We start from the raw sequence: 19,852 nt of genomic DNA, 5'->3' as shown, positions 1-19,852 counted from the left end.
GGATGTTCCTTCCGTTTGACCAGCTATCAGATCGTCAGCTTTGGTTCTTGTTCAATATGTTCTCGCCCAGACGTGCAAGGGCCTCGCGCAGCCCCTCATCGGCCACCGGCTTGGCGGCTTCGGCTGCTTTTTGTTGCAACGCGGGGTTGGGGCGGGGCTTCTCGCCCTTGGGCTTGTGATCGAAAGCGACGCGCCCCTCGGCAAAGCCGGTCGCCGCCGTTTGGGTGATCCGCACCCGCGCGATGGCGTTGTAGCCATAGACCGCGTTGACCCGCGCGCGCAGTTGCTCTTTCTGCATTTCCAGCATGGGCGCATTGGCCCCGGTGGTCAGCAGGGTCAGGGTGGCACCGATGCCCTCCTTGCGGCCATAGCTGACCTCGACAGGGCGCGAGATGGCGGCAGTGGCCTCGCCCGCGATCTCGGCCCAATGGGTCAGCAGACGCGATTGCGCAAAGCCGCGCGTCTCGCTCGCCTTGCGGATCTGTTGCGAGAGCAGGCTGTTGGTGCGTTTGAACCCTTTTGTAGTCGTACGACGTGGCGGCATGGCTTTGTTTCCCGAATGTGCTGACATACATAACCATTTGCCCCAGCGTCACCAGCCCCCGACCCGTCGAAAGGCCTAAACATTGCGTGAGAAAACCCGCGTCAGCGAGCTGCCGCCGATCCTGCTAGAGTGGTACGACACCCATGCCCGCGCCCTGCCATGGCGGGTGCCGCCACAGGACCGGATCGCCGGGGTCATGCCCGACCCCTACCGCATCTGGCTGAGCGAGGTCATGTTGCAGCAGACCACCGTGGCCGCGGTAAAGGATTACTTCGCACGGTTCACCGCCCGCTGGCCGGATGTCGCCGCCCTCGCCGCTGCCGAGGATGCCGATGTGATGGCCGAATGGGCCGGGCTTGGCTATTACGCGCGCGCCCGCAACCTGCTCAAATGCGCGCGGGTGGTGGTGGATGAGCATGGCGGTAATTTCCCCGCGGATCACGACGCGCTGCTGAAACTGCCGGGGATCGGGCCCTATACGGCGGCGGCGATTGCCTCTATCGCCTTCGATCTGCCCCATGCGGTGCTCGACGGCAATGTGGAGCGGGTGATGGCGCGGGTCTATGACATCCACACGCCCCTGCCCGCCGCCAAGCCCGAGCTGATGGCCCGGGCCGCCGCGCTGACCCCGGCGGCTCGCCCCGGCGACTATGCCCAAGCGGTGATGGATCTGGGCGCCACGATCTGCACCCCGAAATCCCCCGCCTGCGGCATCTGCCCTTGGCGCGATCCCTGCGCCGCGCGGGCGGAAGGCACGGCAGCGCTCTTGCCCAAGAAGACGCCGAAGAAACCGAAACCCATCCGTCACGGCACGGTCTATCTGGCAGAGCGCGAGGATGGTGCATGGCTACTAGAGACGCGGCCCGAAAAGGGGCTGCTTGGCGGTATGCTCGGCTGGCCCGGCTCCGACTGGGTCGACACGTCAGAGCCGCGCCCGGAAGGCACACCGCCCTTGGCCGCCGATTGGCGCGCCCTGCCCGGCGAGGTGCGCCACACCTTCACCCATTTCCATCTGATGCTGACGGTGCAGCACGCGCGGGTCGGCCATGACAGCCGTCCCGAAAGCGGTGAATTCATCGGCCAGAACCAGTTCCGCCCCAGCGATCTGCCCACCGTGATGCGCAAAGCCTTCGACCTCGCGCGCTAGCGCCGCGTCAGGCTTTGTGCATCGGGCAAACTGCGGTATATCTGGCGCGCAACTATGAGGTGCCCCATGGCCAACCGCATCATCGCCGCCCAAGACCTCGCCCGTCTGTCGCGCGCCCTGCCTTTCTGGATGTCCCTGCTGCTGATCCCGCTGGCGTGGTTCTGTGCGGTGCAGGGCGGCTGGACCATCGCACTGCTGCCGCTGGTGACATGGTATCTGTTTTCGATGCTCGACGCGGTGCTGGGGCTGAACCTCGACAACGCCGATCTGGAGGCGACGGAGGATGATCTTTATTGGTACCGCCTCGTCACCCTGCTCTGGACCCCGCTGCAATTCCTGACCGTCTTTGGCCTGATCTACTACGCCACACGCGCCGGGCATCTGGACACGGCAGAGCGGATCTTTCTGTTCTTCGGCGTCGGCGTCATCACCGGCACCATCGGGATCAACTACAGCCATGAGCTGATGCACCAACGCAACAAGACCGAACGGCGGCTGGCGGATATCCTGCTGGCCATGGTGCTTTATTCGCATTTCCGGTCAGAGCATCTGCTGGTGCACCACCGCCATGTCGGCACCCCGCGTGACACGGTGACGGCGCGCTACAACGAAGGGTTTCATCGTTTCTACCCCCGCGTGCTGCGCGAGTCGCTGACCTCGGCCTTCCAAGCGGAGAAGAACATGCTGGCCCGCAAGGGGCTGCCCTGGACCGATCCGGGCAATCCCTTTTTCAAGTACTGGGCGCTGCAAGCCACCTTTTTGCTGCTGGCGCTAATCTTGGGCGGTTGGAGCGGGCTGGGCCTGTTCCTTGTCCAAGCCGGGGTGGCGATCTGGCAATTGGAACTGGTCAATTACATCGAACACTACGGGCTGACGCGTAAACATCTAGGCGGCGGAAAATATGAACATGTCCAGCCACGCCATTCGTGGAACGCGGCGCATAAGGCCAGCAACTGGCTGCTGATCAACCTGCAACGCCATTCCGATCACCATTACAAACCCGACCGGCGTTTTCCGGTCTTGCAGACCTATGGCACGGGCGATGCGCCGCAGCTTCCTTACGGCTATCCGGTGATGACCATGGCCGCCATGGTGCCGCCGCTGTGGCGGCGCGTCATGAACCCGCGGGTGCGCAAATGGCGCGAGATGTATTACCCCGAGATCACCGATTGGAAAGCCTACAACAAGGCCAGCAATCCCCTGCCCCGGCTCTGAACACGGCAACGCAAAGTTAAACTTTGCCTGCCAGAAAAGCTGCGATTGTTACCAGTGGAGTGGTATTGATGCAGCACCAACAAACGCCCGCGCGGGCGGCCTATGATGGCACCTGTCTGATCGTCGAAGACAGTGAGTTTGACCGAGAAAGACTGCGCCGCGTTCTGGCCCGCGCCTATGGCGGGATGCAGGTCGAATTCGCCCCCAGCATCGAAGCGGCACGCCGGGCGCTCAGCGCCGGGGACAAGGCGCTGATCCTGCTCGACAACAACTTGCCCGATGGGCTGGGCGCGAATTTCGCGCTGGAACTGGCCTGTGATCATCGCCACGCCCAAACCCCCGTCATCATGCTCAGCGATTGGCCCTCTCCGGTCATGTGGGAGAAAGCCGCCTCTGCCGGGGTGCTTTATGTGGTGAATAAATGCGATTTCGATGCCAGCTACCTCGCCGCTGCGCTGCGCGCGCTTCAGGGCCGCAACCGGCAGATGCATTAGGCCAGCCTCACAGGCTGATTCAAAAAAAACCCCGCCATCGGGCGGGGTCAAGGTAGGCACCCGTGTGCATGCCCCTCACGCAGAGGGGCCACGGGTGCCGGCGGTGTTCGATTATCCGGGGTGGATCAGTTCGCCATCTCGGCTCTGATCTGCTGACGCAGAATGTCGATGGGGACATTCTTGCCGTCTTTCTTGTAGCACCAATAGGTCCAGCCGTTGCAGCTGGGGGCTTTCTCATAGGCGGCGCCCACCTGATGGATCGACCCTTTGACATCGCTGCCGATCAAGGTGCCATCGGCGCGGACCTTGGCCTTGTGGCGTCCATTCATGGAATAAAGGTTCTCGCCCGGGCGCAGCATGCCGCGCTCGACCAACTGCCCGAAGGGCACGCGCGGCTCGGCGCGTTTGGAGGTGGTGGTTTGCAGCGCTTCGTTGTCGAACTTGCGCACCATCGAGATCCGCTTTTCAGCAACCTTGCGATAGGCTTCCTCACGTTCGATGCCGATGAAATCGCGGCCCAGCATCTTGGCCACGGCGCCGGTGGTGCCGGTGCCGAAGAACGGGTCGAGGATCACGTCGCCGGGGTTGGTCGAACCGACAAGGATGCGGTGCAGCAGGCTTTCGGGTTTTTGCGTCGGATGCGCTTTCTCGCCTGCCTCATCCTTCAAACGCTCATGGCCGGTGCAGATCGGCAGCACCCAATCGCTGCGCATCTGGATGCCTTCGTTCAGCGCCTTCAGCGCCTCATAGTTAAAGGTGTATTTGCTGTTCTCGCTCTTGCCCGCCCAGATCATCGTCTCATGGGCATTGGTGAAACGCTTGCCACGGAAGTTCGGCATCGGGTTGGACTTGCGCCAGACCACGTCGTTAAGGATCCAGAAGCCTTGATCCTGAAGCGCGGCACCGACGCGGAAAATGTTGTGGTAGCTGCCGATCACCCAGATTGCGCCATCGGGCTTGAGCAGACGCCGCGCGGCTTTCAGCCAGGCGCGGGTGAATTCGTCATAGGCTTTGAAGCTGGCGAATTGGTCCCACTCGTCATCAACTGCATCGACCTTGGAGTTGTCGGGGCGATGCAAATCACCTCGCAACTGCAAGTTGTAGGGCGGATCCGCGAAGATCAGATCCACCGATTCTGCTGGGAGGGCGTTCATTGCCTCAATGCAATCGCCCGCAACAATAGTGTTCAAGGGAAGCGCCGCGGCGCCCTTTGTCATCGTTTTCATATCTCTGCCTCATTACCCGGCGCTTAAGCGCTCATTGGTTGTGGATAAAATGAGCCATCAGAGAATCGTGGTCAATTTCTTTTTTGAATCAATCGGTTAACAAATTGGCTTGATACAAGATATTGTGTACCGGTTTGAACAAACGTCTATGGTGTGGGGTGACACCAAGATCCTGCAGGGCGGCGATGTGGCTTTTCGAGCCATAGCCCATATTGGTTTCCCAGCCGTAACCCGGATGCTGTTGCGCCAAATCCACCATGAGGTTATCGCGCACGGTTTTCGCAACGATAGAAGCCGCCGAGATCGACAGACAGCGCGCATCGCCCTTCACCACAGGTTGCGCGGGCAGCGCCAAATCACGCGGAAGCATATTGCCGTCGATCAGCGCATAGTCCGCTTTGCAGGCCAAACCGGCCAAGGCGCGGGTCATGGCCAGATGGCTGGCACGCAAGATGTTGTGTTCCTCGATCTCTTCGACCGTGGCATGGGCCACGCAGACCACGGCGACCGACATGATCTCTTCATAGAGCCGCTCACGGGCGCGGGCGGTCAGTTTCTTGGAATCGTTCAGCCCCTCGGGGATCTCCCCTTCGGTAAAGACCACCGCGGCAGCTGTGACCGGCCCGGCCAAGGGGCCACGGCCTACTTCGTCGACTCCGGCGATGGTGCGAAAGCCGCGTGCAGCCGCGCCGCGTTCAAGATCATAGTCAGGTATCATGGGGCTGGTGAAACCGCATGCGCCCAAAAGGTGCAACAAAAAAGAGAAAGGGGAGGCGCCCGAACACCCCCCCTTTCAAAACCCGAGCGACAGGGACGTGCCGCTCGGTCAAGGCACGCCGGATTTACCGACGCGCCAAGCTGTAACCCGAGTCGCGCAGACAGCGGGCGTCATAGCCGTAGCGCGCGCCCTCGGCGGTACTGACGCGTTTGGCGCAGTAGCGGGGCAGGCGATCGGCATAGGAGTAATTCTTTTCAAGGCAAGGTTCGCCAAACATCATGACCTTGCCCTCATCGCCCTCATAGCTGCGGAAGCACTGCTGCGGCAGCAGTTTGCGGTCCACCCGGTCCGGCAGGGGGCGCACTTCGCGCTCAGGGTACGTGGTACGGTCGCGCTCAGGGCGGGACCAGTCGTCGCGGCGCGGCGCGGGGCGCGGATCGACATAGGGGCGCGGATGGGGCCGTTTGGAAACCGTGGGATAATAACGGGGCGCCTCATAGACCGGCGCGGCACGGCGGCGGGTGACCGTCTCACGCTCCTCGCGCTCTTTCTTGTTGTCGTAGATCATCTTGCCCACGATCGCGACACCGGCAATCGCGGCAAGCGTGCGCAGCACCTCTTTTTCATCGGCAGCAGCCGGGCGGGCGCCAAAGGCAGTGATGGCAACCGACAGGGCGGCGATGGTAGCAATGAACTTGCGGTACATGGGTCTGGTCCCTTCTCGTTATCGGCGCGTTTCGCTGCGCCCTTGATCCTCTGCGGCCATAACTCGGGGGCCGCGTATCGGTTCGTGTGTCTGTTGGTGCCACCAAATTGGGATGAGGGCCAAAGACAGGCAATAACAGGGGGTCGTTATCCAATAACAAGGCGCTCAAAACGCCTTGGTTATTGAATATCAGCGGGTGAAAGCGCATTAAAAACATATGAAAAACCCATGTCTCTCATTGCTGACCGCGCTGGCGGTCATTCTGGCCCTGCCCGCCGCGGCAACGGCTGGATGCTTTGCCGATTACAAGGCCAAGCAAGACAATCCGCTGCGCCTTCACTATGGTGTGGCGCAGATCTCCGGGGCCTGTGAGCCAGCCTCCGCCGAAACCGAACTCACGCCGCGTCTTGCAGCGGAGGGCTGGACATTGTTGAATGTGCTGTCTGTTTTCGGGGACGAAGGCTTGGATCAAAGGAAAGACAGTGCAGGAACATTCTACCTCCGCTTCTGACATGCGCAGATTTGGCGGGCGTTTCGTGATCGGTGGCATCGCCGCCGTGGTCGCCGTGCTTTTGGTCGGGGCGCTTGTGCTGCTCTGGGCGCTGCCGGATGCGAACGTCTTTAACGCCCGGGTTGAGCGGATCTTTATCGATAATGACGATCTGACCACCCAGGCCGAGATCAAGCTGCTGGAAATCCTCGCCCAGTCCGGCACCGCCTTTTCCGAGACCTTGGCCAGCTACCGTATCGTGATCGTGGTGCTCTTGGTCTTTGCCAGCGCCATGCTGGTCGCGGCGATGGTGTTTCTGTTTATGCTGATCGGCTTCAACCGTCGCATGGCCCAGATTGAGCGGACGGGCATTCAAGTGAACTCTCTGCTGATCAGCCGGGAAGAGAATACCGTCTATCTCAACAACCTCGGCTTCAAACTGACCACCGCCGCGATGGAGACGATGTCGGTCCTTGCCGAGGCGCGGATGGATGATGACGTGCTCTCAGGCTCCGAGATCGAAGGCATGATCTCGGGCCGCAGCCCTGCCGACTGTGATGAGGCCGCGGGCGCCACGCGGATCAAACGCCTGCGCGACACGCTTGGCAACCAGCTGGTGTCGGAACTGCTGGTCAAGAACATCGCCCGCCGCGGCTATATGCTGGCGATCAACAAGGACGTGATCAAGGTTCTCTGACCCCGGCAAAGCACCGCCCTGCCCCGCCCGCGCGCGGCTGGCCCTAGCCAATGCCCCGCAGGCACGTTAAATGGCGTCAAATTAAATTGGACAGACTGGAGTAATCAAATGGGTTATCGCGTCGCCGTCGTCGGTGCCACAGGCAATGTGGGCCGTGAAATGTTGAACATCCTTGCGGAGCGTCAGTTCCCCGTGGACGAGATCGTGGCCCTTGCCAGCCGCCGTTCACTCGGGACCGAGATCACCTTCGGGGACAAGACCCTTAAGACCAAAGACCTCGACACTTTCGATTTCACTGGCTGGGACATGGCGCTTTTCGCCGTGGGCTCTGAAGCGACCAAGAAATACGCGCCTGCCGCTGCCAAAGCGGGTTGCGTGGTGATCGATAACTCTTCGCTCTACCGCTACGACAACGAAGTGCCGCTGATCGTGCCGGAGGTGAACCCCGAAGACGTGCACGGTTATTCCAAGAAGAACATCATCGCCAACCCCAACTGCTCCACCGCGCAGATGGTCGTGGCGCTGAAGCCGCTGCATGACCGCGCCAAGATCAAGCGCGTCGTGGTCAGCACCTACCAGTCGGTTTCCGGCTCGGGCAAAGAGGCCATCGACGAGCTTTGGGACCAGACCAAATCGGTCTACAACCCGACCGACAATTACGAGGCCAAGGTCTATCCCAAGCAGATCGCCTTTAACGTGATTCCGCATATCGACGTCTTCCTCGAAGACGGTTCGACCAAGGAAGAATGGAAGATGGTCGCTGAGACCAAGAAGATCGTCGACCCGTCGATCAAGGTCACCGCGACCTGCGTGCGCGTGCCGGTTTTCGTGGGCCATGCGGAATCGATCAACATCGAATTCGAAGACCACCTCGATGAGGCCGAAGCCCGCGACATCCTGCGCGAAGCGCCGGGCATCATGGTGATCGACAAGCGCGAAGACGGCGGCTACGTCACGCCGGTGGAATGCGTCGGCGATTTCGCCACCTTCATCAGCCGCATCCGTCAGGACAGCACCATCGACAACGGCATCAACCTGTGGTGCGTCAGCGACAACCTGCGCAAGGGTGCCGCCCTGAACGCCGTGCAGATCGCCGAGCTGCTGGGCCGCGAAGTGCTGAAAAAGGGCTGAGGTTCAGCCCCAGCTTAGGAATAAGAAAGGGGGCCAAGCGGCCCCCTTTTTCGTCTCTGCCATCTGTCTGCGCAAGCGTCAGACCGGCTCGAATTTCTGCGCCTTGGCGTCATAATATTCCAAGCTGCCCTCGCCGATGTCGGTCCACAGGCCGTGCAGGCTCAGCGTGCCGTCTTCGACCTTTTCCTTGATCCACGGGAAGGTCATCAGGTTTTCGAGCGAGGTTAGCACCGCCTGACGCTCCAGCAAAAGCTGCTGCTCTGCCGGGTCTTCGACCTTTTCCACCGTCTCGTATTTCGGGCGCAGCAGGTCCATCCAGCGGCCCACGAAACTGTCTTGGTTCTCAAGCTCGGGCGCGTTGCCTTTGCACATTTCGATGCAGCCCGCCACGCCGCCGCAACTGGAATGGCCCAGCACGATCAGATGCGCGACCTTCAGCGCGTTGACGGCATATTCCACCGCCGCCGAGGTGCCGTGCTGCTTGCCATCCGGCTCATAGGGCGGGACAAGGTTGGCGATGTTGCGGTGGATAAAGAACTCCCCCTGATCCGCCCCGAAGATCGAGGTCACATGCACGCGGCTGTCGCAGCAGGAGATCACCATCGCACGCGGGCGCTGCCCCTCGGCGGCCAATCGGCGATACCATGTTTGGTTCTCGGCATAGCCGGTCGCCTTCCACCCCTGATAGCGTTGCAACAGATACGACGGCAGAGCCTTGGCCTTGTCCATGTGTAAACGTCCCCTAATGCGAAATGCGGTTTTAGCGCAGATAGCGCAAATGCCATACGAATTCGAGAGAAAAGGCACAATCATCGCAACCCTTTGCACACCTTCACGCGCCATATTGCCCCTGAGGCCGTGGGGGCGTTTGAAGGATGTTAGCAATGCAACTTATGCAAATTCGCCCGACCGAACAGGTCTGCGTCGATCAAGAGCGGCTGGCGCTGCTCTACACACAACTGGGTGAGGTGGGGGCCGAAGATGTTCTCTGCCGCGCGATGGAGGAATTGGCCCTGCGCCTGTCCCATTGCAAAAGGCTCCATGAGGGCCAAGATCGCGCCGGCCTGCGCAAAAGCGTGCACCGCCTGATCGCCATCGCCGATCAAATCGGCATGGCGCTCGTCGCCCGGGTGGCGGCGGATGTGATGGTCTGTATCGACGACGGGGATGACATCGCCACCGCGGCCACGCTCTCGCGGCTGCTGCGCAGCGGGGAACGGTCACTGACCGCAATATGGGACTTGCCCGAGATCACGATCTGATCGCTTGCGGGTGGCGAAGGAAAAGGTAGGCTGCGCGCAAATCCAGATTTGCAAAGGTTTGTCATGTCCGCCGAATTCGCCACCCCCTCCGCCAATGCCCTGCCGCTTCATGTCTTGAGCGAGACCGCGCTTGAAGGCTGGCTTGCCGATCAGCCCGGCGCGGTGCAGGCATGGGTAAAGGCCAGCGGCTTTGTGGGCGGCCTTGGTCAGGCGCTTGTCGTGCCGGGTGCCGAGGGCGCGCCGGTGATGGCACTGGCGGGCTACGGGTCCGAAGCTGCCCGCCGCAGGGGCCGGTTTCACCTCGCCGCCGCTGCAGCCAAGCTTCCTGGCGGGGACTACCGGATCGAAAGCGGCCTGCCCGATGATCAGGCGGCGACAGAGGCGCTTGGTTGGCTGCTGGCGGGCTATCGTTTCGACCGCTACCGCGACCAGCCTGCGCTGACCGCCCGCCTTGTCGCGCCCGAGGGGGTCGACGCCGAACAGATCACCGCGCTGGCCACGGGTGAGATGCTGACCCGCGACCTGATCAACACGCCCGCCTCCGACATGGGGCCGCCCGACCTTGAAGCCGCCGCGCGCAACCTGGCCGAGCGGCATGACGCGCAGATCGAGGTGACAACCGGCGATGCCCTGCTGGAAAACAACCTGCCGATGATCCACACCGTGGGCCGCGCCGCCGACCGCGCGCCGCGGCTGATCGACATGACATGGGGCAACGCTGGGCCAAAGCTGACGTTGGTGGGGAAAGGCGTCTGTTTCGACACCGGCGGGCTGAACCTGAAGCCCGGCGCCTCGATGGCGCTGATGAAAAAGGACATGGGCGGGGCCGCCGCCGTGCTGGGGCTGGCGCATATGATCATGGCCACCGGCATGGAGGTGCAGCTTCGCGTGCTGATCCCGGCGGTTGAGAACTCCGTCTCGGGCAATGCCTTCCGCCCCGGCGACATCCTGACCTCGCGCAAGGGGCTGACGGTTGAGATCAACAACACCGATGCCGAAGGGCGTTTGGTGCTGGCCGATGCGCTGGCGCTGGCGGATGAGGACAAGCCCGATCAGATTATCTCAATGGCGACGCTGACCGGGGCCGCGCGGGCGGCCGTGGGGCCGGACCTTGCGCCCTATTACAGTGACGACGCCGCCTTCGTCTCGGCCTTGGAAAGCGCCGCTGCCGGGTCAGCCGATCCGGTCTGGCGGATGCCATTCCACGACGCCTACGAGGCGCTGATCGAGCCCGGCATCGCCGACCTCGACAACGCGCCCAAGGGCGGCTTTGCCGGGTCGATCACCGCCGCGCTCTTCCTGCGCCGCTTTGTGACCGACAGCAAATACGCGCATTTCGACATCTACGGCTGGCAACCTGCCGACGCCCCCGCCCGCCCAAAAGGCGGCACCGGCCAAGGCACCCGCGCGATCTATGCCGCCCTGCCCGCCTTGCTGAAACCATGAGCGATCCGCGTCTCACCCCGGACCCGGCACTGGCGACCCAGAACCGCCCCGCGCAGGTGGCGGTGCCGGTGGCCGACCTCTGCCGCCGCCCTGACGGGCCACGCGACCGGCAGTTGTTGTTCGGCGAGCAGATGACCGTACTTCATGAGGCGTCGGGCTGGGCCTATGTGCAGGCCGAGAAGGACGGCTATTGCGGGCATGTTCTGCAAAGCACCCTCAGCACCCCGCGCAGCGCCACCCACCGCGTCTGCGTGCCTGCCACCCATGCCTATCGCGACGCCGATCTGAAATCGCCGGACCTGCTGAGCCTCAGCTACGGTGCGCGCGTCACCGTCACGGCAGAGACCAAGGATTTCGCCGAAACCCCGCAGGGGCACATTCCGCGGGGCCATCTTGCCCCCGTCGAGAGCCGAGAGGCCGACCCGGCGCAGATCGCGGCGCTGTTCATTGGCACGCCCTATCTCTGGGGCGGGAATAGCCGTTGGGGGATCGATTGTTCGGGCCTTGTTCAAGCGGCGCTGCTGGCCTGCGGCATCCCCTGCCCCGGTGACAGCGACCAGCAAGAAAAGACGGTGGGCGCCCCCGTCAGCGATGCCTATCAGCGCAATGATCTGTTGTTCTGGAAAGGCCATGTCGCGCTGGTGGTGGACGGCGAGACGATGATCCACGCCAATGCCCACGCCATGGCCGTGAGCTATGAAAACATCGTCGAGGCCATCGCCCGGATCAAAGCGGGCGGTGACGGCCCGGTGACGGCACATCGCCGGCCCGGCGTTTAATCTACTGCACGGATCAGCTTGCGCTCCAACACGCGCAGCACGGCCTTCAGGTCATGGCCCCGGCGCAGCACCTGCCCGCCGGTGCCCACCACCGCATACATCCCCTGCCGGTTGCGCAGCTTGGGCCGCTTTTCGATCCGGTAAAGCGGTATCTCAGCCGTGCGGCGAAAGACCGAAAAAACGGCCACGTCCTTAAGGTGCGAAATCCCATAGTCCCGCCACTCCCCCGCCGCGACCATACGCCCGTAGAGCGATAGGATCAGCGACAGTTCGGTGCGGTGGAAAGCGACCTGTTCGGCAGGGCGCTCGAAAGCCGTGATTGGCGATGGGGGCTCTATGCTCATGGCTTTACAGTTGACCCTGACGGGGGCCAAATCAAGCCCTGAGATGGCCGAAAGCGCGGCTCAAAATTTCTTGAAAGCGTTACAGAATTGTGCAACCAATCTTGAAACTGAAACACAAAGGCATGACGGAATGACCCCAGACGCCCGCGCCCGCAAATGTGCCGAGGTGATGTTCGCCCGAGATCCCGCCTCGGCCGGATTGGGCATGAGGATCGACGAGGTCACCCCCGGCGGCGCGGTTTTGTCGATGTCGGTGCGCCCGGAGATGCTGAACGGGCATGGGATTTGCCACGGCGGTTTCATCTTTACGCTGGCCGACAGCGCCTTTGCCTTTGCCTGCAACAGCTACAACCAGACCACTGTCGCCCAGCAGAACCAGATCACCTATCTCAGCCCCGGCCAGCCGGAGGAGCGGCTGACTGCCACCGCACGCGAAGTGTCGCGCAGCGGTCGGTCGGGCATCTATGACGTGACCGTCACGGGCGAGGATGACCGTGTCGTGGCCCTGTTTCGCGGGCTGTCCCGCAGCATTAAAGGCCAGCTATTTACCGAGGAGGAGCCGACCTGATGAAAGACCTGACCCCCGCGAAGGATACGCTCGACCCGATTGAGATCGCCAGCCGGGACGAGATCAGCGCCCTGCAATTGGACCGACTGAAATGGTCCCTGCGCCATGCCTATGACAACGTGCCCTTCTACAAGCAAAGCTTCGACGATGCGGGCGTGCATCCCGATGATCTGAAACAGCTTTCCGATCTTTCGCGCTTTCCCTTCACGGTGAAGACTGACCTGCGTGACAATTACCCCTTTGGCATGTTCGCCGTGCCGCGCGATCAAGTGGCGCGCATTCACGCGTCCTCCGGCACCACCGGGCAGCCGACCGTCGTGGGCTATACCAAGGACGATCTGGCGAACTGGGGGCAAGTCGTCGCCCGCTCCCTGCGCGCGGCGGGGATGCGCCCGGGCGACATGCTGCACAATGCCTATGGCTATGGGCTGTTCACCGGCGGCTTGGGCATCCACCTCGGCGCCGATGCGCTTGGCCTGTCGACCGTGCCGATCTCGGGCGGGATGACCCCGCGCCAAGTGCGCCTGATCGAAGATTTCCAGCCCAAGGGCATCACGGTCACCCCGTCCTATGCCCTGTCGATCCTCGATGAATACGCCAAACAAGGCATCGACCCGCGTCAATCCTCGCTTGAGGTCGGCATCTTCGGCGCAGAGCCCTGGACCAACGCCATGCGGTTGGAAATTGAACAGGCCTTTGACATGCATGCCGTCGATATCTACGGCCTCAGCGAAGTCATGGGGCCGGGCGTGTCGATGGAATGTGTGGAGACCAAAGACGGGCTGCACATCTGGGAGGATCACTTCTACCCCGAGATCATCAACCCCGAGACGGGCGCCCCGGTCGAGGATGGCGAAATGGGCGAGTTGGTCTTCACCTCGCTCACGAAACAGGCCTTCCCGATCATTCGCTACCGCACCCGCGACCTCACCCGTTTGCTGGCGGGCACCGCGCGTTCCATGCGGCGGATGGAAAAGGTGACCGGGCGCAGCGACGACATGATCATCCTGCGCGGCGTTAACGTCTTCCCCACCCAGATCGAAGAGGCGCTGATGGCCACGCCGGGCTTGGCTCCGCATTTCCAGATCGAACTCTCGCGCCCCGACCGGATGGATCAGATGCGCGTGCTGTGTGAATGCGCTGACGCCAGCGTCACGACCGATGCCCGGGCTGCTGCGATCAAAGCGCTGTCGGCACAGATCAAACAGACCGTCGGCATTTCGGTCACGGTTGAGGTGATGGATGTGGGCGGCGTTGCCCGGTCAGAGGGCAAAGCCGTGCGCATTCTCGACAATCGGCCAAAGGGCTAGGGGCACACCCTAGCCGCAGGTGACCTTGGCGATTTTCCCCTCCGCGTCCAACACGATGTTGGTGCGGTTGGGGTTGGCATCCATGGTCACCGGGTCGCCCTCGGTATAAACGCGCTTGGGCTCGGAAACGATGCTCGCCGCCGACTTCGGGCGGCCGATCAGCCCCCACCAACTGCCTTCTTTGCAGGTGTCGATCGGGCGCTCGGCGGCGGCAAGCTCTTCTTGCCCGTCATCTTCAGAGGGGCTGGAGCTGTCGTTCACCGCGTTCACGACCGACTCCGGCAGCGGTTTGGGCTTGGCCGGACTGCTGGGGGTTTCGGACCGCGCCGGGGCCTCGGGCTCCGGCGATGGCGGCGGCGGTGGGGGTGTGGTGGCCGCAGGCGCGGGGGCCGGGATCGGGTTCTGCACCGGCGCTGTCGACAATTCAGCGCATCCGGCCAGCACTAGGGGTGCCAAGAAAACTACTCTCATATTCCAAACCTCGTTCTTCGCGTGGCGTCCATCCCGCAACAGGTAGCGCCCTGACCCGCCCCGCCAAGGGCCGAGCGCTTTGCCCTTGCCGGAACCCGCCGATAGGACTGCTGGGGCGGCGAGATCACGGAGCCGCCCGGGGCGTTCCCGCTGGCCGCAACCCCATGAGCGCGCGGGTGACGTCGATCGGTTCAGCCAAGGCCCAAGCCCTTGCCCCATTGCACCCCAAGGGCGGGCTGGCTAATGCTTGACCCATGGTCGCGATCTTCCTGAAAACCCTGCCGTTCTTTGCGCTGATCGGCCTTGGCTACTGGGCCGGGCGCACGCGGTTTTTCTCTGCCGAAGCGACGGCCTATCTCACCAAATTCGTCTTCTACTTCGCCCTCTCGGCGATGCTGTTCCGTTTTTCCGCCAATCTGTCCTTGGCCGAGGTCTGGGACAGCCGCCTTGTTGCCGCCTACCTCTGGGGGACGGCCTTCGTCTATGCCATCGCCAGCCTCGTCGGTTTTTTGCGCGGGCTCGATGTGGCCACCAATGGGATCGAGGCGCAATGCGCCGTGATCGGCAACACCGGCTTTCTGGGCGTGCCGATGCTGACGCTGCTCTTAGGGCCGGATGCCATCGGCCCCGTGCTGCTGGCGCTGACCGTCGACATGATCATCTTTTCCAGCCTCATCGTGATCCTGATCACCGGCTCCCGCGAGGGGCAATTGCGGCTGGCGACACTCAAAACCGTCGGGATCGGCCTGCTGAAAAACCCGATGATCGTGGCCATCACGCTGGGGTTCCTCTGGTCCGGCTTCGGCATCCCGATCCCGGTGCCGCTGAACGAATTTCTGGCCATCCTCGGCGGCGCTGCCACCCCCGGTGCGCTGTTCGCCATTGGCGCCTCGCTGGCTTCAAAATCCGCCGAACGGATCGAGATCGCGGGCTGGCTGACTTTCTGCAAGCTGGTGCTGCACCCGCTCTTCGTGGCCTTTGGCGCGCTGTTTCTCTTCGGCGTCGACCCGTATAAAGCCGGGGTCATCATCGCCACGGCCTCCCTCCCGGTCGCGGGCAATGTCTATATGCTCGCCCAACACTACGGCGTCGCCCCTCAGCGGGTCTCTGCCGCCATTCTCGTTTCAACCACGGTCAGTATCGTGACCGTCAGCCTTGTCGTAGGCTGGGTCTCGGCCCTGTGACACACTCAAGTTCGAAAGGAACGCTGCCATGAAAACCATCTCGGAAAACGCCTGTTTCGGTGGCACGCAGGGGGTCTACTCCCAAGCCTCCGACTCCTGCGGCTGCGACATGACATTCGGCCTGTTTCTCCCTGCCGAGGCGCAGGACGGCCCGGTCCCGGTGCTGTGGTATCTCTCGGGCCTGACCTGCACCCATGAGAACGCCATGACCAAGGCCGGCGCGCAGGCTTGGGCCGCGGAACACGGCATCGCGCTGGTCTTCCCCGACACCTCCCCGCGGGGTGAAGCTGTGGCCGATGACGACGCTTACGACCTTGGCAAAGGCGCGGGGTTCTATGTGGACGCGACCCAAGACCCTTGGGCGGCGCACTACCAGATGTGGGATTATCTGGCCGAGGAGCTGCCCGCCCTGCTGGCCGAGAATTTCGCCCTCGATATGGAGCGTCAAGGCATCACCGGCCACTCCATGGGCGGGCACGGCGCGCTGACGCTGGCGATGAACCTGCCGGGGCGTTTCCTCTCGGTCTCGGCCTTCGCACCGATCACCCATCCGACGGCGAGCGACTGGGGCAAAAAGCAACTCACCGCCTATCTCGGGGCCGACGAGAGCACATGGACGAAACACGACAGTACGCTCCTGATGCGCGAAAAGGGCTTCGACGGGCCGGTGCTGATCGACCAAGGGGCGAGCGACCAGTTCCTCGACCTCTTGATGCCCGAAGCGCTGGCCGAGGCCATGGCGGCAAAACGTCAGCAGGGCAGCTTCCGCATGCAGCCGGGCTATGACCACAGCTATTTCTTCGTGGCGAGCTTCATGGAGGATCACGTCGCCTTCCATGCCGACGCGCTCTACGCGGGCTGAGCCATGACCGCGCTCTACATCGACGCCGACGCCTGCCCCGTGAAGGCCGAGGCCGAGCGGGTGGCGACCCGGCACAAGATCAAGATGTTCCTTGTCTCCAACGGCGGGCTGCGCCTGTCGCAGAATCCGCTGGTGGAGGTGGTGATCGTGCCCGACGGGCCCGATGTGGCCGACATGTGGATCGCCGAGCGTTGCGGGCCGGGCGACGTGGTGGTCACCGGGGACATCCCGTTGGCCGCCAAATGCGTCGAAGCGGGCGCAAGGGTGCTGAAACACAATGGCGAGGCGCTGACCGCGCGCAATATCGGCAACGTGCTGGCCACCCGCGACCTGATGGCCGACCTGCGCGCCGCCGACCCCTTTCGCCAAGGCGGCGGCAAGGGGTTTACAAAGGCCGACCGCTCCCGTTTCCTCGAAGCATTGGAGCGGGAACTGCGCGCGGCGGCGCGGGGGTAGCCCCGCGTTAAGCAATTGTTAGGGCAAGTGATATGACACCACAGGCGGTCGTTTTCGACATCGGCAACGTATTGATCGAATGGCAACCGGAGCGGTTTTACGACAGTGTCATCGGCGAAGATCGCCGCCGCGCCATGTTCGACGCCGTGGACCTGCACGGCATGAACGACCGCGTCGACAGCGGCGAGAATTTCCGCGACACGATCTATGCCATGGCCGAGGCGACGCCTGAGTGGGGCGATGAAATCCGCCTCTGGCACGACCGCTGGATCGAGATGGCCGCCCCGGTGATCGACCACTCCCTGCGGTTGAAGAATGCGCTGCAAGCGCGCGGCGTCCCGGTCTTCTCGCTCACCAACTTCGGCATCCAAAGCTATGATCTGGCCGCGACCCATTACCCTTTCCTGCGCGAGTTCGACCGTGATTTCATTTCCGGCCACCTCGGCATGATCAAACCCGCGCCCTCAATCTACGAGGCCGTGGAAAAGGGCAGCGACCTGCCGCCCGAGGCCCTGCTCTTCACCGACGACCGCGCCGACAACATCGCCGCCGCTGCTGCGCGGGGCTGGCAAACCCATCATTTTACCGGGCCGCAGGGCTGGGCCGACCGTCTGGTCGCCGCAGGCCTGCTGACCCGCGAGGAGGCCGCATGACCGACATCCCGAACATCTCCTTCGAGGCGGGGGAGGCGCTGCTGGATTGGATCGCGCTCACCGACGCGCTGGCCGCGGGCCACGACCTGCCGAAGGCCGAGATCGGCGACACCTTCCTCTATCGTGGCAAGGACACGCTTCTAAGCCGCGCGGCGTGGATCGACGGGCTGGGCATCGCCGTCAAATCCGCCACGATCTTCCCCGGCAACCCGGACCGCGAGGTGCCGATGGTCAACGGCGGCGTCTCGCTTTTCGATGATGTCACAGGCACACTCTCCGCCATCGTGGACTTCCACCTTGTCACCAAGTGGAAGACCGCGGGCGACAGCCTCTTGGCCGCGCGCCGCCTTGCCCGACCGGACAGCGAGAACATCCTGATCGTCGGCGCGGGCACTCAAGGTCGGGCGCTGCACGCCGCCTATTCCGCGGCCTTCCCGCAGGCGCGCTTCACGGTCTGGAACCGGACGCCCAAGAACGCCGAGGCGATGGCCGCAGAGCTCAAGATCAACGTGGCGACCGATCTGGAGCAGGCCGTGCGCGCCGCAGATATCGTCACCTCCGCCACCATGTCGACCGACCCGCTGATCGAGGGCGATTGGTTGCAGCCCGGCCAGCACCTCGATCTCATCGGCGCCTACCGCCCCGACATGCGCGAGGTGGACGACACGGCGCTGCTGCGCGCCCGCGTCTTCGTCGACAGTTTCGACACCACCATCGGCCATATCGGAGAGATCAACATCCCGCTTGAGGCAGGCACCATCACCCGCGATCACCTGATCGCGGATTATTACGATCTGGCTGCCTTCACCCGGCAGAGCGATGACGAAATCACCCTCTTCAAGAACGGTGGCGGCGCACATCTGGACCTGATGACCGCCAACCACATCCTCGAACGCTGGCGCGCGCGTTAAGCGGTCACCAGCCCCTCGAGCCGTTTCTCGCGGATCGGCAGATGCACCACGGCGCTAAACGCGCCCACGGCCACGCCAACCCACCAGACGGCGGTGTAGCTGCCGTAGATGTCGTACATCCGCCCGCCCAGCCAGACGCCGAGGAAACTGCCCAGCTGGTGGCTGAAAAAGACGATCCCGTAAAGCGTGCCCATGTAGCGCAGCCCGTAGATATGCGCGACGAGGCCGGAGGTCAGCGGCACCGTGGCGAGCCAGAGCGCGCCCATCCCCACAGAGAACAGGATCACCGTCATCGGCGTGATCGGGAACATGATGAAGGCCGCCGCGATCACCGTGCGCCCGACATAGATCCCCGCCAGCAGGTATTTCTTGGAATAACGCTTGCCCGCCCAACCCGCCAGCAGCGTGCCCGCGATATTGGCCAGTCCAATCAGCGAGATCGCCACCGCGCCAAGCGCCGAGGTGGTGGTGATGCCGATGTTGTGCAGCACGCCCCCGGCAAGGATCGGACCACACACCTCGGTCACGAAAGCCGGGAAATGCGCGGTGATGAAGGCGAGTTGGTAGCCGCAGGAAAAGAAGCCCAGAAAGATCAGCGTATAGGAGGGATCGCGGAAGGCCTTGCCGAGGATCTGGCCCATTGATTCCTCAAGCTCCGCGCGGCTTGCCATCGCGGGCGCGCGCATCATCGGCAAGGTGAGCAGCATCAACAGGATCACCCCCGCGAAGCTGACGAAGGTCATCTGCCATGATATGAAGCTTAGCATCCATTCCGCCACTGGCGCGCCGAAGACTTGGCCCGCGCTGCCCGCCGCCGTGGCGATGGCCAGCGCCATCGAGCGGTTCTCGTCAGACGCCGCGCGCCCCACCACGGCGAGGATCACGCCAAAGCCAGTACCCGCGATGCCGAAGCCCACGAGCCAGGCATAGGTCTGATGCTCGATCGGCGTTGCGGAGTTGGCCGACAGGAGCAGCCCCACGGCGTAGACCACCGCCCCGATGATAATCGCCCGCCTATCGCCAATCTTCTCGGCCAGCGCGCCAAAGATCGGCTGCCCGATGCCCCAGGCGAGGTTCTGGATCGCGATGGCGAGGGAGAATTCACTGCGCGCCCATGCGAATTCCTCGGCAATGGGGATCTGGAACACGCCGAAGGAGGCCCGCACGGCGAAGCTGACCATGATGATGATACATCCGACCATCAGGACCGGGGTGAACAGGGGCGCGCGGCTTTGCAT

At 63.1% G+C, this 19,852-nt stretch carries 24 protein-coding genes; 16 read left to right on the top strand and 8 right to left on the bottom strand.

Going from position 1 to position 19,852, the window contains the following annotated elements:
- Positions 1-34: 34 nt before the first annotated feature.
- On the bottom strand, positions 35-544 hold the full coding sequence (locus ACGYLD_RS07600) for a DUF721 domain-containing protein (protein ID WP_271688827.1): 510 nt from the start codon (positions 542-544) through the stop codon (positions 35-37).
- A gap of 82 nt (positions 545-626) precedes the next feature.
- Here ACGYLD_RS07600 and mutY point away from each other — a divergent pair, with 82 nt between their 5' ends.
- From mutY to ACGYLD_RS07585, 3 genes are all read left to right on the top strand, one after another.
- Positions 627-1,691, top strand: a complete 1,065-nt coding sequence (gene mutY, locus ACGYLD_RS07595; protein ID WP_394401942.1) for an A/G-specific adenine glycosylase — start codon at positions 627-629, stop codon at positions 1,689-1,691.
- 66 nt (positions 1,692-1,757) lie between these two features.
- Complete coding sequence (locus ACGYLD_RS07590) at positions 1,758-2,906, top strand: alkane 1-monooxygenase (protein ID WP_394401939.1); 1,149 nt, start codon at positions 1,758-1,760, stop codon at positions 2,904-2,906.
- Between the two features lie 68 nt (positions 2,907-2,974).
- The gene (locus tag ACGYLD_RS07585) at positions 2,975-3,400 is read left to right on the top strand and encodes a response regulator (protein WP_394401936.1); all 426 of its coding nucleotides are present in this window, start codon (positions 2,975-2,977) and stop codon (positions 3,398-3,400) included.
- Positions 3,401-3,525: 125 nt separating this feature from the next.
- On the opposite strand, the gene ACGYLD_RS07580 is transcribed toward ACGYLD_RS07585, so the two are convergent.
- The 3 genes from ACGYLD_RS07580 to ACGYLD_RS07570 all read right to left on the bottom strand — a co-directional run bounded on the left by ACGYLD_RS07580 (position 3,526) and on the right by ACGYLD_RS07570 (position 6,050).
- Entirely contained in the window at positions 3,526-4,626 is a 1,101-nt protein-coding gene (locus ACGYLD_RS07580; RefSeq protein WP_136720258.1) for a site-specific DNA-methyltransferase, read from the bottom strand.
- Positions 4,627-4,714: 88 nt separating this feature from the next.
- Positions 4,715-5,344: a ribonuclease HII gene (locus ACGYLD_RS07575; protein WP_271692873.1), complete on the bottom strand. Its 630-nt coding sequence runs from the start codon at positions 5,342-5,344 to the stop codon at positions 4,715-4,717.
- 124 nt (positions 5,345-5,468) lie between these two features.
- Positions 5,469-6,050: a hypothetical protein gene (locus ACGYLD_RS07570; RefSeq protein WP_271692872.1), complete on the bottom strand. Its 582-nt coding sequence runs from the start codon at positions 6,048-6,050 to the stop codon at positions 5,469-5,471.
- A 217-nt stretch (positions 6,051-6,267) separates the two neighbouring features.
- Between ACGYLD_RS07570 and ACGYLD_RS07565 the strand changes: the two genes are divergently transcribed.
- The 3 genes from ACGYLD_RS07565 to ACGYLD_RS07555 all read left to right on the top strand — a co-directional run bounded on the left by ACGYLD_RS07565 (position 6,268) and on the right by ACGYLD_RS07555 (position 8,368).
- Complete coding sequence (locus ACGYLD_RS07565) at positions 6,268-6,561, top strand: hypothetical protein (protein ID WP_067265999.1); 294 nt, start codon at positions 6,268-6,270, stop codon at positions 6,559-6,561.
- Position 6,562: 1 nt separating this feature from the next.
- Positions 6,563-7,237, top strand: a complete 675-nt coding sequence (locus ACGYLD_RS07560) for a hypothetical protein (protein ID WP_271692871.1) — start codon at positions 6,563-6,565, stop codon at positions 7,235-7,237.
- Between the two features lie 108 nt (positions 7,238-7,345).
- On the top strand, positions 7,346-8,368 hold the full coding sequence (locus tag ACGYLD_RS07555) for an aspartate-semialdehyde dehydrogenase (protein WP_067266005.1): 1,023 nt from the start codon (positions 7,346-7,348) through the stop codon (positions 8,366-8,368).
- 78 nt (positions 8,369-8,446) lie between these two features.
- On the opposite strand, the gene ACGYLD_RS07550 is transcribed toward ACGYLD_RS07555, so the two are convergent.
- Positions 8,447-9,097 carry a carbonic anhydrase gene (locus ACGYLD_RS07550; RefSeq protein ID WP_209218489.1) on the bottom strand — a complete coding sequence of 217 codons (651 nt, stop codon included), beginning with the start codon at positions 9,095-9,097 and terminating at the stop codon, positions 8,447-8,449.
- A 155-nt stretch (positions 9,098-9,252) separates the two neighbouring features.
- On the opposite strand from ACGYLD_RS07550, the gene ACGYLD_RS07545 reads away from it, so the two are divergent.
- The 3 genes from ACGYLD_RS07545 (at position 9,253) to ACGYLD_RS07535 (ending at position 11,855) form a co-directional block, all read left to right on the top strand.
- Positions 9,253-9,630, top strand: coding sequence for a hypothetical protein (locus ACGYLD_RS07545; RefSeq protein WP_271692870.1), 378 nt, complete (start codon positions 9,253-9,255; stop codon positions 9,628-9,630).
- A gap of 63 nt (positions 9,631-9,693) precedes the next feature.
- Positions 9,694-11,076: a leucyl aminopeptidase family protein gene (locus tag ACGYLD_RS07540; RefSeq protein WP_394401932.1), complete on the top strand. Its 1,383-nt coding sequence runs from the start codon at positions 9,694-9,696 to the stop codon at positions 11,074-11,076.
- A complete protein-coding gene (locus tag ACGYLD_RS07535; protein WP_394401929.1) occupies positions 11,073-11,855 on the top strand; it encodes a C40 family peptidase in 783 nt (260 codons plus the stop codon). Before ACGYLD_RS07540 ends, ACGYLD_RS07535 begins: the two co-directional genes overlap by 4 nt.
- Here the strand turns inward: ACGYLD_RS07535 and ACGYLD_RS07530 are convergent.
- The gene (locus ACGYLD_RS07530; protein WP_209218493.1) at positions 11,852-12,199 is read right to left on the bottom strand and encodes a DUF2794 domain-containing protein; all 348 of its coding nucleotides are present in this window, start codon (positions 12,197-12,199) and stop codon (positions 11,852-11,854) included. The two genes, ACGYLD_RS07535 and ACGYLD_RS07530, sit on opposite strands and share 4 nt — an antisense overlap.
- A 130-nt stretch (positions 12,200-12,329) precedes the next feature.
- On the opposite strand from ACGYLD_RS07530, the gene paaI reads away from it, so the two are divergent.
- Both paaI and paaK read left to right on the top strand, forming a co-directional pair.
- Positions 12,330-12,767, top strand: a complete 438-nt coding sequence (paaI, locus tag ACGYLD_RS07525; RefSeq protein WP_271692867.1) for a hydroxyphenylacetyl-CoA thioesterase PaaI — start codon at positions 12,330-12,332, stop codon at positions 12,765-12,767.
- Positions 12,767-14,077, top strand: coding sequence for a phenylacetate--CoA ligase PaaK (paaK, locus tag ACGYLD_RS07520; protein WP_271692866.1), 1,311 nt, complete (start codon positions 12,767-12,769; stop codon positions 14,075-14,077). Before paaI ends, paaK begins: the two co-directional genes overlap by 1 nt.
- A 9-nt stretch (positions 14,078-14,086) precedes the next feature.
- On the opposite strand, the gene ACGYLD_RS07515 is transcribed toward paaK, so the two are convergent.
- Positions 14,087-14,521 (bottom strand): I78 family peptidase inhibitor, encoded by a 435-nt coding sequence (locus ACGYLD_RS07515; protein ID WP_394401924.1) that lies wholly within the window; start codon positions 14,519-14,521, stop codon positions 14,087-14,089.
- Between the two features lie 281 nt (positions 14,522-14,802).
- Between ACGYLD_RS07515 and ACGYLD_RS07510 the strand changes: the two genes are divergently transcribed.
- Genes ACGYLD_RS07510 through ACGYLD_RS07490 form a run of 5 tightly spaced genes read left to right on the top strand, consistent with a single transcriptional unit; the run spans position 14,803 to position 18,614 of the window.
- The gene (locus ACGYLD_RS07510) at positions 14,803-15,732 is read left to right on the top strand and encodes an AEC family transporter (protein ID WP_271688814.1); all 930 of its coding nucleotides are present in this window, start codon (positions 14,803-14,805) and stop codon (positions 15,730-15,732) included.
- 28 nt (positions 15,733-15,760) lie between these two features.
- Complete coding sequence (fghA, locus tag ACGYLD_RS07505) at positions 15,761-16,594, top strand: S-formylglutathione hydrolase (RefSeq protein ID WP_394401921.1); 834 nt, start codon at positions 15,761-15,763, stop codon at positions 16,592-16,594.
- Between the two features lie 3 nt (positions 16,595-16,597).
- The gene (locus tag ACGYLD_RS07500) at positions 16,598-17,050 is read left to right on the top strand and encodes a YaiI/YqxD family protein (RefSeq protein WP_209218498.1); all 453 of its coding nucleotides are present in this window, start codon (positions 16,598-16,600) and stop codon (positions 17,048-17,050) included.
- A 32-nt stretch (positions 17,051-17,082) separates the two neighbouring features.
- Complete coding sequence (locus tag ACGYLD_RS07495) at positions 17,083-17,703, top strand: HAD-IA family hydrolase (protein ID WP_271692863.1); 621 nt, start codon at positions 17,083-17,085, stop codon at positions 17,701-17,703.
- Positions 17,700-18,614: an ornithine cyclodeaminase family protein gene (locus ACGYLD_RS07490; protein WP_271692862.1), complete on the top strand. Its 915-nt coding sequence runs from the start codon at positions 17,700-17,702 to the stop codon at positions 18,612-18,614. Before ACGYLD_RS07495 ends, ACGYLD_RS07490 begins: the two co-directional genes overlap by 4 nt.
- On the opposite strand, the gene ACGYLD_RS07485 is transcribed toward ACGYLD_RS07490, so the two are convergent.
- On the bottom strand, positions 18,611-19,852 hold the full coding sequence (locus ACGYLD_RS07485; RefSeq protein ID WP_271692861.1) for an MFS transporter: 1,242 nt from the start codon (positions 19,850-19,852) through the stop codon (positions 18,611-18,613). The two genes, ACGYLD_RS07490 and ACGYLD_RS07485, sit on opposite strands and share 4 nt — an antisense overlap.

This window comes from Sulfitobacter sp. 1A12056 (assembly GCF_043558125.1).
In the GTDB taxonomy this organism is placed as follows: domain Bacteria; phylum Pseudomonadota; class Alphaproteobacteria; order Rhodobacterales; family Rhodobacteraceae; genus Sulfitobacter; species Sulfitobacter faviae.
The sequence above is the reverse complement of the archived record's forward strand: the minus strand, read 5'-3'. Positions and strand labels throughout refer to the sequence as shown.